The 15808-nt window shown below is 57.3% G+C and carries 14 protein-coding genes; 8 read left to right on the forward strand and 6 right to left on the reverse strand.

Annotated elements, in window-relative coordinates; all coding sequences use genetic code 11:
- Positions 1-118 precede the first annotated feature (118 nt).
- The 4 genes from AB1L30_RS14720 (at position 119) to AB1L30_RS14735 (ending at position 5262) form a co-directional block, all read left to right on the forward strand.
- Positions 119-865: a UvrB/UvrC motif-containing protein gene (locus tag AB1L30_RS14720; protein WP_367014193.1), complete on the forward strand. Its 747-nt coding sequence runs from the start codon at positions 119-121 to the stop codon at positions 863-865.
- 205 nt (positions 866-1070) lie between these two features.
- Positions 1071-2372 carry a Gfo/Idh/MocA family oxidoreductase gene (locus AB1L30_RS14725; RefSeq protein ID WP_367014194.1) on the forward strand — a complete coding sequence of 434 codons (1302 nt, stop codon included), beginning with the start codon at positions 1071-1073 and terminating at the stop codon, positions 2370-2372.
- Positions 2373-2449: 77 nt separating this feature from the next.
- Positions 2450-4066 (forward strand): ABC transporter permease subunit, encoded by a 1617-nt coding sequence (locus tag AB1L30_RS14730; RefSeq protein ID WP_367014195.1) that lies wholly within the window; start codon positions 2450-2452, stop codon positions 4064-4066.
- A 65-nt stretch (positions 4067-4131) separates the two neighbouring features.
- The gene (locus AB1L30_RS14735) at positions 4132-5262 is read left to right on the forward strand and encodes a DUF1570 domain-containing protein (protein WP_367014196.1); all 1131 of its coding nucleotides are present in this window, start codon (positions 4132-4134) and stop codon (positions 5260-5262) included.
- Position 5263: 1 nt separating this feature from the next.
- Here AB1L30_RS14735 and AB1L30_RS14740 read toward each other — a convergent pair whose 3' ends face one another.
- Together AB1L30_RS14740 and AB1L30_RS14745 are read right to left on the reverse strand one after the other, a co-directional pair.
- Complete coding sequence (locus tag AB1L30_RS14740; protein ID WP_367014197.1) at positions 5264-6592, reverse strand: PQQ-binding-like beta-propeller repeat protein; 1329 nt, start codon at positions 6590-6592, stop codon at positions 5264-5266.
- A 60-nt stretch (positions 6593-6652) separates the two neighbouring features.
- Positions 6653-6883 (reverse strand): zinc ribbon domain-containing protein, encoded by a 231-nt coding sequence (locus tag AB1L30_RS14745; RefSeq protein ID WP_345085969.1) that lies wholly within the window; start codon positions 6881-6883, stop codon positions 6653-6655.
- 78 nt (positions 6884-6961) lie between these two features.
- Here AB1L30_RS14745 and AB1L30_RS14750 point away from each other — a divergent pair, with 78 nt between their 5' ends.
- Positions 6962-7636: an NAD(P)H-hydrate epimerase gene (locus AB1L30_RS14750; RefSeq protein ID WP_367014198.1), complete on the forward strand. Its 675-nt coding sequence runs from the start codon at positions 6962-6964 to the stop codon at positions 7634-7636.
- On the opposite strand, the gene AB1L30_RS14755 is transcribed toward AB1L30_RS14750, so the two are convergent.
- The 4 genes from AB1L30_RS14755 to AB1L30_RS14770 form a co-directional block, all read right to left on the reverse strand.
- A complete protein-coding gene (locus AB1L30_RS14755; protein ID WP_367014199.1) occupies positions 7633-8130 on the reverse strand; it encodes a GNAT family N-acetyltransferase in 498 nt (165 codons plus the stop codon). The genes AB1L30_RS14750 and AB1L30_RS14755 overlap by 4 nt on opposite strands.
- A 35-nt stretch (positions 8131-8165) precedes the next feature.
- A complete protein-coding gene (locus AB1L30_RS14760) occupies positions 8166-9104 on the reverse strand; it encodes a diadenylate cyclase (protein WP_345085975.1) in 939 nt (312 codons plus the stop codon).
- Between the two features lie 143 nt (positions 9105-9247).
- Positions 9248-10813 (reverse strand): hypothetical protein, encoded by a 1566-nt coding sequence (locus AB1L30_RS14765; RefSeq protein ID WP_367014200.1) that lies wholly within the window; start codon positions 10811-10813, stop codon positions 9248-9250.
- A 376-nt stretch (positions 10814-11189) separates the two neighbouring features.
- Positions 11190-11891, reverse strand: coding sequence for a HEAT repeat domain-containing protein (locus AB1L30_RS14770; RefSeq protein WP_367014201.1), 702 nt, complete (start codon positions 11889-11891; stop codon positions 11190-11192).
- 375 nt (positions 11892-12266) lie between these two features.
- On the opposite strand from AB1L30_RS14770, the gene AB1L30_RS14775 reads away from it, so the two are divergent.
- The 3 genes from AB1L30_RS14775 (at position 12267) to AB1L30_RS14785 (ending at position 15425) form a co-directional block, all read left to right on the forward strand.
- Positions 12267-12794 carry a hypothetical protein gene (locus AB1L30_RS14775; protein WP_367014202.1) on the forward strand — a complete coding sequence of 176 codons (528 nt, stop codon included), beginning with the start codon at positions 12267-12269 and terminating at the stop codon, positions 12792-12794.
- A 71-nt stretch (positions 12795-12865) separates the two neighbouring features.
- A complete protein-coding gene (locus AB1L30_RS14780; RefSeq protein ID WP_367014203.1) occupies positions 12866-14281 on the forward strand; it encodes an SPFH domain-containing protein in 1416 nt (471 codons plus the stop codon).
- A 115-nt stretch (positions 14282-14396) separates the two neighbouring features.
- Positions 14397-15425 (forward strand): MOSC domain-containing protein, encoded by a 1029-nt coding sequence (locus AB1L30_RS14785; RefSeq protein ID WP_367014204.1) that lies wholly within the window; start codon positions 14397-14399, stop codon positions 15423-15425.
- The last annotated feature ends 383 nt before the right edge of the window (positions 15426-15808 follow it).

Consider the following 15808-nt stretch of genomic DNA (forward strand, 5'->3'; position numbering starts at 1 on the left):
CACGGCCGATACCCCCTCTGTAATGGGTATCACTGCGGCTGAACGCATCCTTTTCCCTGACGGGTGATGACCTATAATCTGGGTGGAACTTGTTACGTGACTTTCCCCTACGGATCCTATGGACTCCTTCGAACATTCTGAAAATATCGATCACATCGTTAACTCGTGGTCTTTCGAGCCTGGCAAACTAACGGCCCGGATCGCCACCGGATCGGACGGACGTGATGTGCTGCAGATGCGGATCGAAATGGGATTGTTGCAAATGGAGATCGCCGGCCGGCCAGACGGCGAAAAGCCTTTCAATTTCGACTCTTACCTCGAATACCTCCAGGCTCAGTTCCTGACCGATCTGGATGCCATGTTGTCGGACGACGACTGTGTAGAGATCGATCGAGAGTTCGTCCAGCTTTATCATCGCCGAATCTGCTGGCTGGCTCTTCGTGAATACGAGAAAGCCGTTCGCGATGCCGATCACACGCTGGCGTTAATGGACCTGTGCCAGGCGCATTCCACCGATGAAGAGTGGATCGACAGCCACGAGCACTTCCGCCCGTTTGTGATGTTCCACCGGATTCAGGCCAAAGCCTTGATCGAGCTGGAAAAGCACACCCCAGAGCACGCGATCGAAGAGCTCACCTCAGGGGTCGAGGAGCTTCGAGAGCTTTACGCCTCCAACGAGTCCGAAGAAGACTTCGAAAACGACGAACTTCACGTGCGACTCGTCGAACTTCGCGAAACGCTTCGCGAGCAGTTTGAAGTCGGGCAGACGCTCAACGAGCAACTGGCCGATGCCGTTGCCAACGAACGGTACGAACAAGCAGCCAAGCTGCGAGATCGTATCCACAAGCGGGAAGATCTCCGCTAGGCTGGGGGGACTGCACCCCAATCCAGTCATTCTGAAGGGGCATCAATCCGCCCATAGAAGCGACCCAAGTGGTCAAGCGATACCCACCCTATGGCTTCTTTTTGTTGCGTTCGCCTACCGCGCTGGCTACAATTTGGGTCCAGCCCCTCGTCTTGCACAAGAACATATCCCGCTATATCCCACCTTTGAGATCGAAGGAACCGAAATGACTGACCAGTCCGCTAAGCCGGCTTCGCCTAACCAAGTCGAACGCCGCACCTTTCTGAAAGGGACCGCCGCCCTGGGTACCGCTGCTGCGGTCGGCAGCCTGACCATGGCTCGCTCGGCGCACGCTGCCGGTAACGACGAACTGAAGGTGGCCCTGATCGGGTGTGGTGGCCGTGGCAATGGTGCCGCCGTCAACGCGACCAAAGGGGACGAGAACCTGAAGATCACCGTTCTGGCTGATATTTTCCCAGACAAGGTGGAAGCTTCGAAGCGAATTCTCGGCCGCCAGCTGGGCGATCGGTTCGCTGTGAGTGACGAAAACTGCTTCAGCGGTTTCGACGCTTACAAAGAAGTGATGGCAACCGACGTCGACGTCGTGCTCCTGTGCACCACCCCTCACTTCCGTCCTGCTCACTTGGAAGCCGCCATTGCCGCTGGCAAGCACGTCTTCTGCGAAAAGCCTGTTGCGATCGACGCTCCTGGCTGCCGTAAGGTGATGGAAACGGTCGAAAAGGCCAAGCAGAAGAACTTGAGCATCGTGAGCGGTCTGTGCTGGCGATACCATCCTGCCGTCATCGCCACGGTGCAAAAGATCAAAGAAGGTGCCATCGGCGACGTTATCTCGATGCAGGAAAACTACCTGGCCGGTACCCTCTGGCATCGTGGTAACAAAGAAGAGTGGTCGGAAATGGAATACCAGATCCGCAACTGGCTCTACTTCACCTGGCTGTCGGGTGATCACATCGCTGAACAGGCGATTCACAGCATCGACAAGGCGCAGTGGATCATGGACGACGTCCCACCAGTGAGCTGTTATGGCCTGGGTGGTCGCGAAGTTCGTACCGGGGAAGAATACGGTAACATCTTCGATCATCACGCCGTCATGTACGAATACGCTGGCGGTCAGAAGATGTTCCACTACACCCGTCAGATGGCTGGCTGTTTCAACGAAACCGAAGACTTCATCATGGGCACGAAGGGGAACGCCAAGATCCTCGCCAATGTGGTCGAAGGCCAGACCACCTGGAAGTACGACGGTCCTGGCGGCAACATGTACGACCTGGAACACAAGGCTCTCTACGAAGGCATGCGTTCGGGCAACATCATCAACAATGGTGATTACATGACCAAGAGCACCATGTGTGCGATCATGGGCCGCATGGCGACCTACACCGGTAAGAAGGTGACTTGGGAAGAAGCCTGGAACAGCCAGGAAGACCTGACTCCGAAGAGCTACGAATGGGGCGCGGTCACCATCCCGACTCCAATCGCCGTTCCAGGTCAAACGAAGCTGGTCTAAGCGACCGATCGTTTCCGCATGCAAAACGGATTACACTGGAGGCCAGGACAATTCCTGGCCTCCTTTCTTTTGCGCTCGTGACATCTGAATCCTTCGCATCTCGTTCGCCTGGCATCACCATCGGGTCGTTAGGTCTGCTGACCCTGGCGGTTGCCTCTGCCATGATGCTGTGGGGCGATCCGCTTTCCACATCACTTGCCGGCGCCACGCTGCTGTACGCGGCCGTCGTGACCGTGGTAACGCTCCCACCAGCGATTGTCACGGCGCTGCTCGTCTTTCGGACGAACCTGCTGGGACGGACCGCGCTTCAGGTAATGTTGATCGTATGGCTGTTTCTGCCAGTCTACGTCCACATTGCTGGCTGGCGTGATCTGTTCGGGCCCCAAGGCTGGTTGGAAGTTCCCAATCCGTTCCAACCTTCGACGAATCTAATCGACGGCGTAACCGGTGTGATCTGGCTGCATGCGCTGGCCGCGTTTCCATGGGTCGTCTTTCTGACCGGGGTCGCTTTTGCTCGCGGACCAGCGAGCCTGGAAGACGACGCCCGACTCGAAGCTTCTCCCTGGTCGGTCCTGGGTAATGTGACGCTGCGTCGCAGTTGGGACGCCGTTCTGGTAGCAGTGGTATGGATCGTCATCACGATGTTCGGCGAGATGAGCATCGCCAGCGTTTGCAACGTGCGAACCTACAGCGAAGTCGTTTTCACCGGCATCCCGCTCGGGCTGACGACAACCGAATCAGGACTAACGCTCGGACCGGGAGCAATCTTGATGATCGGCCTGGTCGTCCTTGCCGCCTGGCTGGCCGAGACCGTGCGACCTCGCGGGCAAGAAGTCGAAACCAATCGCCCAGCACCGCTGCCATTGCAACGCGGCAGGACGGCGTGGTCGCTTTTGATTTGGGGAATATTTCTGTTCGCGCTGGCACCACCGCTGGTTGGTTTGATTTACAAAGTCGGCATCACGATCAATCAAGTCGACGGGCAGTTCGTACGCGGCTGGTCGCCGTGGAAGGCGATTCAGTTGACACTCAGCAGCGTGACTGTCTATCGCCGCGAGCTCATCTGGTCGTTACTCTTGGCGGGCACCGTTTCGCTGGTAACCACACTGTTCGCCTTACTGCTGGCCGACATTGCCAGTCGCGGCAAATGGTTGGCACGCGGTGTCGCACTACTCTGCGGGGTCCTTTTCGCCTTGCCAGGACCGATCGTTGGTCTGGCGATCGCGTGGGGTACCAATCGACCTTGGTTGGCGTGGATGGCGCCGCTTGTCGACCGGACGATCTTTGCACCTTCGCTGGCGATCGTGACGATCACCTTGCCGCTGGTGACGTTCTTTTATTGGCATGCAATGCCTTCGCAGCGGCAATTGCGCGAGCTGGCCAGTCTGGATGGAAGTAGCTGGCTACGAACCTGGTGGAAGGTCATTCTGCCGGCAAGTTGGCCGATGATTGTGGCTGGTCTGCTGATTGGTTTCGTGCTGGCAGCCAACGATGTGGCGGCATCGGTCTTGGTCCTTCCGGCGGGGATCGATACGATCTCGCGACGGATCTTTGGCCTGCTCCATTTCGGGGGCGAAGACAACGTGGCAGGCATTTTGCTGCTGAATCTGGGTGTGGTGGCGGTGCTGGCGATCGCAATCCGCCTGCTGGCCACATGGCGCAGTCGTAGCGATTTTCGCGATTCGCTGCCTTGATTCGTAGCGACGTACTATACTGCCAATGTTCGCTCTGCTTCGACTTCTGACCCGAAAGGTCACTCATGCTTCGATCGATTTCCTTGCTTGTCTTGCTTCTGGCAGCTGCGTGCCCGCTGCGTGCCGACGACGTCTCGTTTGAACGGGACGGCCAGCGAATCGACCTCAAGGGAGAAGTGATCGCTACGCATGAAGCAGGCATCGTGCTGCAAACGCCAGATAACAAGCTGTGGCCGATCCAGCAGGAAGAAATCGTCCATCGCCAGAAATCGACCGGCGAGTTCCAACTGCAGACCAAAGAGCAGCTGATCGAGACCGTGCTTTCCGAGATGCCGCAAGGATCGCAGGTCATCGAGACGACGCACTACATCGTCGCTTACAACACCTCGCGCGCGTATGCCCAGTGGGTCGCTGGAATGCTTGAACGACTGCATCGTGGCTTCACCAGTTACTGGTCGCAGCGCGGCATCGATTTGAAGAAACCAGAACAGCCTATGGTCGCTTTGGTTTTCGACGATCGAACCAGCTTCGCGAACTATGGCAAAGCAGAATTGGGTGAAGCCGCCAACAGCGTGATTGGCTTCTACAGCATGCACACGAATTATGTGGTGATGTTCGACCTGACCGGCGGAGCAGGGGACTCGTCGCGACGCACGCTCGGAACGCGCGACATTCAGCGATTAATGTCGCGCCCTGACTTTCAATGGAGCCTGGCAACGATCGTGCACGAAGCGACGCACCAACTGGCATTCAATGCTGGTCTGCAACAACGCTTTGCCGACGTACCGCTTTGGTTTTCGGAAGGCCTGGCGATCTACTTCGAGACGCCAGACGTCTCCAGTAGTCGCGGTTGGAGAGGCATTGGTCAGATCAGCGCTCCGCGACTACAGCAATTCCAGAAAGCAGCCGGCCAGAGCGGGCAAGCGTTCCTGCCAGATCTGTTGACCAACGACGATTCGCTGCGGAAGGCGGCGACGGCGATGGATCGTTACGCCCAGGCCTGGGCCGTGACATATTACCTGCAGAAACGGATGCCGGAGAAGTACGACGCGTACCTGCGCGAACTTTCGCAGATCGAGGCCCTGAACGACCCGCCCCAAGCCGAGCGGGTTCGTATGTTTCAGCGGCACTTCGGAGCGGATCTCACGCAACTAGAAAATGAGATCCGCCAGATGATGCAAGGCCTGCGGCCTTAGCTTACTTACCGTCCTGGATTCGGAAGAGATGATCCGAGGTACGGATCACCAGGTTACCATCCAGGAAGATCGGCGAAGCCATGATGCGTTCGCCCAGGTCGTTCTCGGCCAGCACATCGTATTCTTCACCCGGCTTGATCACCGTCGTCAGGCCTGCCTCGTTGCAGAAGTAAATCCGACCTTCCGCTACGGTTGGCGAAGCGCTGTAGTTGCCTCCCATGCGATTGGTCCACACGTCGCGGCCGGTGATCGCATCGACACAAGTGGCAACACCACGATCGCTGACCATGTAGATCTTGCCGTCCACGTAGACTGGCGACGGGGTCGTGGGAACCTGGCGACTGAAGGTCCAGTCGATGTGCGTCTGGGTGACGTCGCCTTCTCCGTCGGTACGAATCGCCACAAGCTGCGGTCGCATGAAGCCAGAGCAGATGTAAACGATCCCGTCGTGATAGATCGGACGTGGCACGTTCGAGAAGCCGCTGCCATGATCGCAGCGCCACAGTTCTTTGCCCGTTTCTGGATCGTAGGAACAAACCCACTGGGCACCTGGAATGATGACTTGGGTCTTGCCGTCCGTTTCAACGACCAGCGGCGTGGCGTACGCCTTCTTCTGGTCGCCATCTTCCGTGCGGTACGGAGGACGCGAAGTCTTCCAGGCGGTCTCGCCAGTCTTTTTGTCGAGCGCGGTGATGTACTGCTCGTTGACGCCATCGCAGGTCAAAATCAGCTTGTCGCCAACCAACACCGGCGAGCTGCCAGGACCGACGTAATACTCCAAGGCGTTTTCGTTGTTCTTCCAAACGACTTCGGCTGATTGGGTGTCAATGCAGCAGGTGCCATAGGTTCCGAAGTAGCAGTACAACAAGTTGCCTTCCACCACCGGCGTTGGCGACGCGTACGAGTTCGTCAGGTGAACGGCCAAGGGACGTTCGACCTCGAACAGTTCAAGCGTTCGCACGACTTCGCCCGTTTTGTAGTCGACTTCAATCGCCTGCAGCTTCACTTCGGAAGCGATGTTCGACGAGTTCTTCATGAACGGCTTGGCATCTTTCAGACGTTCGGCCTTTTCTTCATCGGAAAGAAACTCGACCAGCGCGGTCGTCAGCCAGATCTTATCGCCGACCAGCACGGGGGAAGACCAACCTTTGCCCGGGATCGGAGTTTTCCAGGCGACGTTCTCGGTGGCACTCCAGTGGAGCGGAACATTCTTGGCATCAGAGACACCATCACCGTTCGGGCCACGGAACTGAGGCCAGGCGTCAGGAGCGGCGGCTGAGACTTGCGAGCCGATCGCTACGAGCAATGCCAATGCGCAGGCGCGGATCATGGTTGTTAACCTGTTTGCGAGGATGGTTGGAAGGGGAAGGGCATGTCGGAGGGATTTACCTTAGTGGCAGCCACCACCGCCGCATTGAGGCAGACCACATCCACCTCCGCTCGGCATCGGACCGCAAATCGGCAAGTCGCTCGACTTGCCACCGGTGTGAGCAGCCGGAACGCTCCAGGCCTTCTCGAGCTTGGCGCTGCCGCACTGAGGACACTTCGGCTTTTCGCCACCACGAACGAGCAATTCAAACTGGCTGTGGCATGCGTCACACGTGTATTCAAACAATGGCATCGGTTCACCTGGCGGGAAAATCGGATACAGTCAAAACAGGCGTTCGTATTGTAAGTAATTCCCCACGGAACTGCATCCATGACTTCTCGCACCCCCCTCACTCGAGAGCAGTCACGAGCGGTCGACGTTCTGGCTGCTGAAAAATACCACATTCCGGGCGTCATTCTGATGGAAAACGCCGGACGGGGCTGTGCCGAGCTGCTTCGCTCGAAATCGCCACGCAACGTGCTCATCTGCTGCGGACCTGGAAACAACGGGGGCGATGGCTATGTCATTGCCCGGCAACTCGATTTGCACCAGGTTCCGGTGAAGGTTGCCCTGTTCTGCTCCCGGGAACGTGTCCAGGGCGACGCCGCCATCAATTTTAAAATCTTGACGGCATCTGACATTGAGATTCTGGATGTTTCTGATGAGCCTCTTTGCGAATCGTTTCGCGAGGCACTGGCCGGTGCAGACTGGGTTGTCGACGCGATGCTGGGAACCGGAGTCACTTCGCCCCCGCGCGAGCCAATCGCCTCCGCAATTCGCGCGATCAATGCTTCACCGGCGAAAGTTCTGGCCATCGACATCCCCAGCGGGCTCGACTGCGATACTGGCCAGCCTCATGATCCGACGATCGAAGCCGATTTAACCGCGACCTTCGTCACGCCGAAGATTGGCTACGAAACTGCGGTGGCGCAGAAGTACCTGGGGGAATTGCACGTGATCGATATCGGAACTCCGCAGAAGCTGCTGCGTGAAGTCCTGGGCTAACCTTCGCTCCGAATCGGCTTCTTCCAGAAGCTCATGGCGTCGGTCGCCGGATCACCGGGGAGGAAGCCGTGACGCAGATAAAGATTCCTCGCTCGGTTATCGGCTCGCACTTCCAGCGTGACAAACGCACAGCCTTCCTGCTCGGCCAGCCAATCGACCGCTTCCAGCAGTGCCGTGCCGACACCACAGCCTCGGGCATCGGGCGAGACCGCCAAGTCATGAATGTTAAGCAGCGGTCGGGCTTTGAAGGTCGAGAAGCCAATGAAGCAGTTGGCCAGGCCAACATACTTTCCGTCGATCTCGGCCAGCAGTCCGCGATAGGTATCGACCTTCTTCAGCCGTGGAATCAGATGCAGATAGACATCCTCTGGCAGAGGCGAACCGCTGCCCATTTCATCGCGAGAGTACTGATCGAGCAGATCGAGCAAGGCCTGTGCGTGGTCTTTGCTTTCCAGATCGATCGCGTGGATCGTGCCGACGAACGATTGCGTCACATGCGCCTCGTGGGGATCGAAGGCGGACTAGCGAACTAGTCAGAACCGCCTTGTTGAGGATTGTCGAAATCGAGATCCTTCCACTTCATCGCTCGGCGCGAAGGCTCGATTCGCAGAACGACTTCTCCTCCCTGGAACAAGCGGACCGTGCCATTCGATTCGCTGACGGCGATCGAGATTGCCTTGGTCTTCTTGCTGATGGCTGCCGCAGCCCAGTGCCGGGCACCCAGTCCCTTGCTCAGCGTGACGCTGGCCGAGGTGACATCAAGCATTCGCCCGGCGGCTTCGACCGTGCCGTCGGCGGCGACCACGAAGGCACCATCCAGCTGGGCGATTTCTTTCAGGTTCTCGCGGACACTTCGGTCGCCGATGTGCCGGTCTTTCTTGGCGTAACCCTTCAGCGGATCGAAGCCGCTAGGGGCGCTGTTGCTGAGCACCTTGCGATGGTCGCCCACCACAAAGCAAGTTCCGACCGGCTTCCCTTCGCGGCCTTCGCGACCGATCTCGACCGCCAGGTCGACGACGATCTTCAGGGTCTCGAGCGGAACGCTGGTCTCCAGCTTGCGGAGATCCCGCGAGGTAAGGCGGCCCAGACGTTCGTCGAGGCGAATGAAGCTGATCGTGTCGATCCGCTCTTCATCAAAACCGCTGTACAAAGAGACAACTCGGGCACCGGTAGAAAGCTGGTCGTTGGCAACGGCCTCGACCAGGGCGTGCATCAGCTTTTCGAGGATGGGGCTTTCTTCCAGCTCGACGACCACGCCATGCAGCCCGGTCTCTTCGATGCCGACCAGGAATTCATCCCGGTCGGCAGCCACGATCACTTTGTGGCCTTCAGCAATTGCCTTGAGCTTGTCCCACTCAGGCATGCCATCCACAAAAATGAGTACCGCGTCCGCTTCCGCGACTTCGAGCATTCGAATCGCGAGCTTGAAAAACTCGGTGAACTGATTCGAGAGCTTTTGATATTTCATCCCCAGCGGAGTTCATTCCCAGGTGTGAAGCAAACCATTAATGCGCGAGTGCCCGCAATCGTAGGCCAGATAGGCCCAAATGACAAGCGATGCACCCGGTTTTCAGCACGCTGGGGCTCAATTTTTGCCGAATCTGCGTGCCACTAATCGTGCGACGTTTGCAGGATTTCTTGAGTTCGACTACCTGGCTTGGTTCCGAACACCAGTTGGTCATACAGGACCAACGCGTGCAGGGCATGGCCGCGCGGGCCGATGCTCCAATCGTGTCGCGGATTTTGCTCCAGGATGGTCGTCACATAGTTGACCGCACGGACAACTTCAGGCGAAGTCAACTTCTCTGGCGGCAACGAGTAGATCAGGAATTCCAGGATATGTCCGGAGGTCTGCAGACGGCGATCGACATCGCGATCCATGCCTCGGCCCTCGAACCAGTTGGTGCTGAAACTGCCATCAGGATTCTGGATCTGGAAGGAATGCTTATGGTAAGCATTGATGTACTCTTCCGCCTTTTCCCAGACTCCGTCCATCGGCAGGCCGGCCTTCTTACGGGCAGCCAGGGCAAACGAAATCCCCGTCAGACGGTGGGTACCGCCACAAGCGGCTCCGACGACCTTCTGCGTGATCTCTTCTTTCAACAGACGCTCGAGGCTCCACTCCTGGCCATCACGCGACTTCCAGGTGGCGTCGGCAGGCAGATAGTACGACAGAGCCAGCAGCTTGAAAGTCAGTTCCGACTTCGGAACACAGGTCGCCTTCTCGAATTCGATCAGGTCTTGGACCGTGAAGGTTTGACCATCGACCTGAATCTCGTAGGAAGGAGCGACGTAACTTTGGGCCAACATTGCCAGAAACTGCCCATGATGCCCTTGGACGCGAGGACCTTGCTTGGCCATCAGCTGACCATTCTGCACGGCAAACAAACGATTGCCGCGGCAGGGCTTGTTCCAGCAGACCCAACCAATGGCGCTTACCGGCTGACGATAGTCAGGCGTACGAATGAGGGCATCGACACCCCACGGCAAAAAGCCATGCATCGTTTCCCAGACGTCATGCTTCGAGGCATCGCCCGGCTGGGTACGGTAGTAGTAATCGAGAACGCGATGAATGCGTGGCTGCAACGCTTGAACATAACCAGGCAGCGGCGGCACGACTTCCGGCTCTTCCATCGGAACCGGTTCGACTTCCACTTCTGCCATCGGCGTCACGTCGCCCTCTTTGATCGGCTTGGCTTGCTGATCTTGCATCAGCGGGGCAGGCTGCTCGTCGGCTGGCTCGACATCCGCCGGCTGCTCAGCTTCTACCTTCTCGGTTTTCTCTGGTTTCGCAGGCTGCTCTGGTTTACCTTCCTTTTCCACTTCCAGCGTTGCGGCTGGCAGCTCTTTAGAAGGAGTCAACTCGGCAGCTGGCTTGTCGGCAGGCTTTTCCGCTGGCTGGGCTTCTTCAGCGGAAGCGTCGCCGGTGGCGGGTTCCAGGACCGGAGCTTCTTCCGAGGTGGTCGGTGGCTGCGGCTTGAACGGGTCTTTCTTTTCCGCCGGAACCAGCGCGACCCGAATCATCGGACTTTCGGCCGAGCTACCCGCTTCCGAGCCATCTGCAGTATTTAACACCGGAGCAACGATCACTTCTTGTGCCGATGCCGTAATGCTGTCCAGGGTTGTCGTGCTCCAGAACGCCAACGCGCCGAGGAGGATTGCAGTCCGTCTTTGCATGCGTCTAAATCTTCAATTCCTAGGCAGCCTGATGGATGGATAAATAGGCCGCAACAGAGTCAACGGTCAACGCGTTCAGAAACGGGGGGCAAAATGCACATGGTGGCATGAATCCTCGCACGGACGAGTGGGGTAGATTTGCGTCCGCGTTAAAGTTTCGAGGCTTAAGCATTTTCGTTTCTGACATTAGTTTACACACCACGCCACGCTTATAGCAAACGGCATCCCGGCTAGAGGAACTATAGAGAAACCGAAGCCATTGGGTGTCTTTGTCTAACCGGCTTGCGCTGACAAACCGGCTTAAGGAGATCATCCGTCACGCAGCCAATTTGGGGTAACCTTTAGCTAACCCAATCGACCTGCAGTACCAGCGTTTCTATCGCAAGAAGCTTGGCACTAGTTGCTCAGCAATCGACGTCGTGGGGGGCTCAGGGCTACCGCCATTGGCAAACTCGCGCCACTTGGCCGTATCACCCCTGTAATCGACATTGCTGTGCTTTCGCAGCGACTGGATCGCTGCGAATCGCATGGCGGGATCGCGTGCGTCGAGAGCCGGCACCAAGGCCTGCTTGGCGGCTTCCGAAGAAAAACCACCCAGCGAGTTGGCAGCCGTTAAACGCACGTCATAGTCGCGATCGCGAATTAACACGTCGCCCAGCAGGGCAACCGCTTCAGGATTCTTCGACTCACCCAACGCCAGGACCGCTTCTCGGCGAACATCCGCATCTGGGTCGAATAGCGAAGATCGCATGCCTGGCATCGCTTCTGGAACCGTCATCTGCCCCAGGGCTCGCAGCATATGCACGCGAATCACCGAGTTCTCTTCGGTCGGTAACGCCTCGGCGATCTTCGTGGCGTGTTCGATCTGTTTCTCCGCCGGTAAGCGCGACGCGCTGCTGGCCAACTGATCGAGCTCTTCGATCCGCTGGGTTGGCGTCGGTCCATATTTGGCAAAGTCGGCTGGATCGTCGTTGTCCCACCAAATGATCGGATCGACGATCGCACCGTTCGAGGCACATCCTGACAGCGTCAGTACGACAACCACCAAGATTCCGCAAAGCGTGGACTTCTGGTCCATGAAATTTGTCCAACTGGCCTAGAGATAAAGACTTTTGCGATGTAAGCGGGCGAACGCTACCAAAATCGGCGGCCCGGTTCCAGGTGAATTCATGCCCGTTTTTTGTGCCTACGAACGCCCTCACAAAAAGTTCCTGGGAATGTTTTCCATCCGCCGGAAAAACTGATATCGTAAGGGCTTAGCGCGATCGGACAGGCTTCATTTTGCCAGCATGTCGAGTCAAACTCGGCAAGATCGGACGCTATCGAACGAAATACTGCTGAAGTTTATCGCGACGACCGCCAGCGACTTTCCTGAAGGTAGCGTCTGGCAATGCTGCATAAGACCTTATCGTTCGTTTCGACCTTCGCTCTTCACCCCCTCGGGAGGCTATCGGTGATCGACCCTCAACAACACGCCAAGAATCGCGGGCTCGTCGAGTCCATTTTGAAGTACATTCCTGGCTTTTCCGGCTATCTATCGCGTGAATATCGCCGCGAGAGTGATAGCATGACACGCGACTTTCTTGCGGACAAACTGCAAAAGTCGAAGAAGGGGCTCGATGAATATGGCCACACCTTGGTTGCTTTGGGTGCTTTAGATCAACTGCCGATGCTAGAGAGACTTCGGAGCCGACTCGACCTGGCGATCAATCGCCTGAAGGCCCAGATGCCGGGCTACAGTGGCTTCTTCGATTTCGTTCAAGTCGACGAGGAACTGCTGACCGACATTTACGAACACGACCTGGCTCTGGTCCAACAGGTCGATGCCATTGCCACCGAAATTGAAGGGTTGGCCACCACGCAGCTGACACCGGCCCAAGTGGTGCCTCAGATCACTGCCAAGCTGGATGGCCTGCTGCAGAAGATCGACCACCGCGAGAACATGCTGAAAGGTGTCGCCGCCGGTCCCAACGACGGCTAGTCTTTGCCAACGCCCAATAACCCAACCATCTCGTCATCGCCTTACGGCAAGAAGAAAGAGGAATACCACTGATGAGCCTTCAACTGGAAGTCATTCAGTTCTTCGACAACTCGAATCGCTCCATCGTCCATCGCATGCCACCCGAAGGTTCGGCCGCGATCAAGTATGGCGCCCAGCTCATCGTCCAACAGAATCAGGAAGCCGTCTTCTTTCTCGATGGCAAGGCGATGGATTCGTTCGGTCCAGGCCGCTACACGCTGCAGACCCAGAACATCCCGCTGATCACCAGCATTCTGACCATTCCGTGGGAGAAGTCGCCGTTTCAGGCTTCGGTCTACTACTTCGGCAAGCAAACCTTCCTCGATCAGAAGTGGGGCACGCGTCAGCCGATCACGGTTCGCGACCGCGATTTCGGCATGATCCGCCTGCGCAGCTTCGGTAAGTTTTCGTTCCGCGTAGTCGATGCCCCGCTAATGCTCAACACGATCGTTGGCACGCAAGGCAAATACACGACGGACGATGTTTCGTCTTACTTGAAAGACCTGATCGTCTCGCGTTTGACCGATCTGCTGGGAACCTCGCAGATCAGCATGCTCGACTTGCCCAGCAAGTTCGATGAAATCGCCGCTGGTACACGCATCAAAGTTGCCGACGACTTCACCAAGTACGGCCTCGAACTGGTCGACTTCTTCATCAACGCGATTACTCCGCCGGAAGAAGTACAGAAGGCGATCGACGCGCGAAGCAGCATGGGCGCGATCGGCGACCTTCGAGCGTTCACCATGTATCAAGCGGCCAACAGCATGAGCAAGATGGCCGAGAACGGCGGCGATGGCTCGGGCCCTGGTGCCATGCAAATGGGGATGGGCGCGGGCTTCGGTATGATGATGCCCGGCATGATGAACGCCGCGATGCAGGGCTATCAGGCTCCAGGCATGGCCCCGCAAGGTGGACCGGCTCCTCAGCCAATGGGCAATCAACCTGGGCAGGCACCAGGTGTGGTTCCGGCGGCACCGATGGGTGGCGGCCTGAGCTTCGACGACTTGCAAGGCCCGGCCGGAACGGTTCCGGCACAAACCTTGAGTGCCCGCGACATCATCAAGCATGTTGCCCAGACGAGCGGTTGGCCCCTGACCGAAACAAATGAAAACCTCTGGACGGTCAACGTTCCGGTCAATGCACTTCGCAAGCAGAACGTGAACATCATGTTCGGCCAGAAAGATGACGACGGCAACGAGTTGGTCGTTTACAACAGCCTTTGCGGACCTGCCAACGAACGCAATGCGATGGCACTGCTGCGTTACAACACGAAGATGATTCATGGTGCGTTCGCCGTCGAGAAATTCGACTCGGGCGAAGTGATTACCGTGCGAGCCAACCAACTGGCCGACGCCATCGACCAACTGGAAGTCACCAAAACCATCACCGCGATCGCGTGGCAGGCCGACAAGGTCGAAGAGAAACTGCTGGGAACGGACAACTACTAAAACGTAGCCTTTTCCAAGACAACCATCCGCGAGGCGATACCCCCAAGGTGTCGCCTTGCTTGTTTCTTGCCTTCATCGAGCGAGTTCCGCGTAGCGAACCTGACCTGGCGAAGCGGTGTCTCGGAAGTTGCCTGAGATCTTTCATGCCGCCAACTTGCCAGGCAGGGCCTTAATGACCGACGACGAATTCCTCCATGCGTTTCTCGACTGCACGCTCAAGGCAGAAGACTGGACGCATGAAGCGCACGTCCGGGCCGCCTTTCTGATCGCCTCTCGCCATCCGTGGGCGGAAGCCATGCCTGCCATTCGAGCGACTATTCAAGCATTTAATCGCGCGACAAAGACTCCCGAATCGCTCGATCGCGGCTATCATGAGACGATCACCCAGGCCTTCATGCGTTTGATTTTCGTCGCGACTCATCAGACAGGTCCGCACGCCACCGCCCAAGATTTCCTTCGCCGCCATCAAGACCTTTCCACCAAAGAGGCGCTGCAGCGATATTACTCGCCTGAAAGATTGCGGACCTGGATGGCTAAACGCTGTTTCCTATTACCAGACCTTCAACCACTACCCAGACTGGAAGGGGAATCGATGCCGGAACATCTCTCGACGGAACAGCTCGACGCTGGACTGCCGCTGATCGAACAATCACCATGCGAAGAAGGCAAGCTCGAGTCGATCGTCATTCGTCCCACGACCGATCAGCGTGAGAGTCTCGCCTTCTGCGAGTTGAGCCTGGCCGGCGGTGTGCATGGCGATAACTGGGCACTGGGTTGTTGGATGTCGCTGCCCGATGGCTCGCCTCATCCCGATGTTCAGGTCGCCATCATGAACTCCCGCGCCATCGACCTGATTGCCGGCGATCGTTCGCGATGGGCGTTGGCAGGCGACAACTTGTTCGTCGACATGAACCTCTCGAAAGAAAATCTTCCGGTGGGACAACGCATCGTCATTGGCGAAGCCGAGCTCGAAATCACCGAAGTCGCCCATAACGGATGTGGCAAGTTCTCGGAACGCTTCGGCCCCGATGCCACGCGTTGGGTTAACTCAAAAGTCGGCAAGCAGCTTCACCTGCGCGGCATCTACGCGCGGATCGTGAAGGATGGCCTGGTCCGCGTTGGCGATACGATCACCAAGATCTAGCCGCAGACCATCTCTCCGCCTGGCGGCCAATCTCGATAGCGAGCTGGTTCTCGTCGTTCAGCAAAATCTCGGCCTGCTGACAATATGCCGAGGCCAGGATCGACGTTTTCGCCACTGAAGACATCGACCGTGGCGACATTCCAGCCTTCAATGGATCTTGCTCTTGGTTTCTTGCAATTTAGACCTGTGGCGTGACGTAGCACTTTAACGTTCTAGCAGGACAATTTTTTCGTGCGGCGATTGCGGCCGTTTTGGCAGTTATCATTCTTGATTAGCTCCCCAGGCTCATGAGTCCCGCCAAACAGCACCCACGCTGCCATCCTAGATACCTGCCAGAGCGAACCTACCCAGGTCATTTTGCGGTTAGTGCATAGCGTTCGATG

Source organism: Bremerella sp. JC817 (assembly GCF_040718835.1).
Lineage (GTDB): Bacteria > Planctomycetota > Planctomycetia > Pirellulales > Pirellulaceae > Bremerella.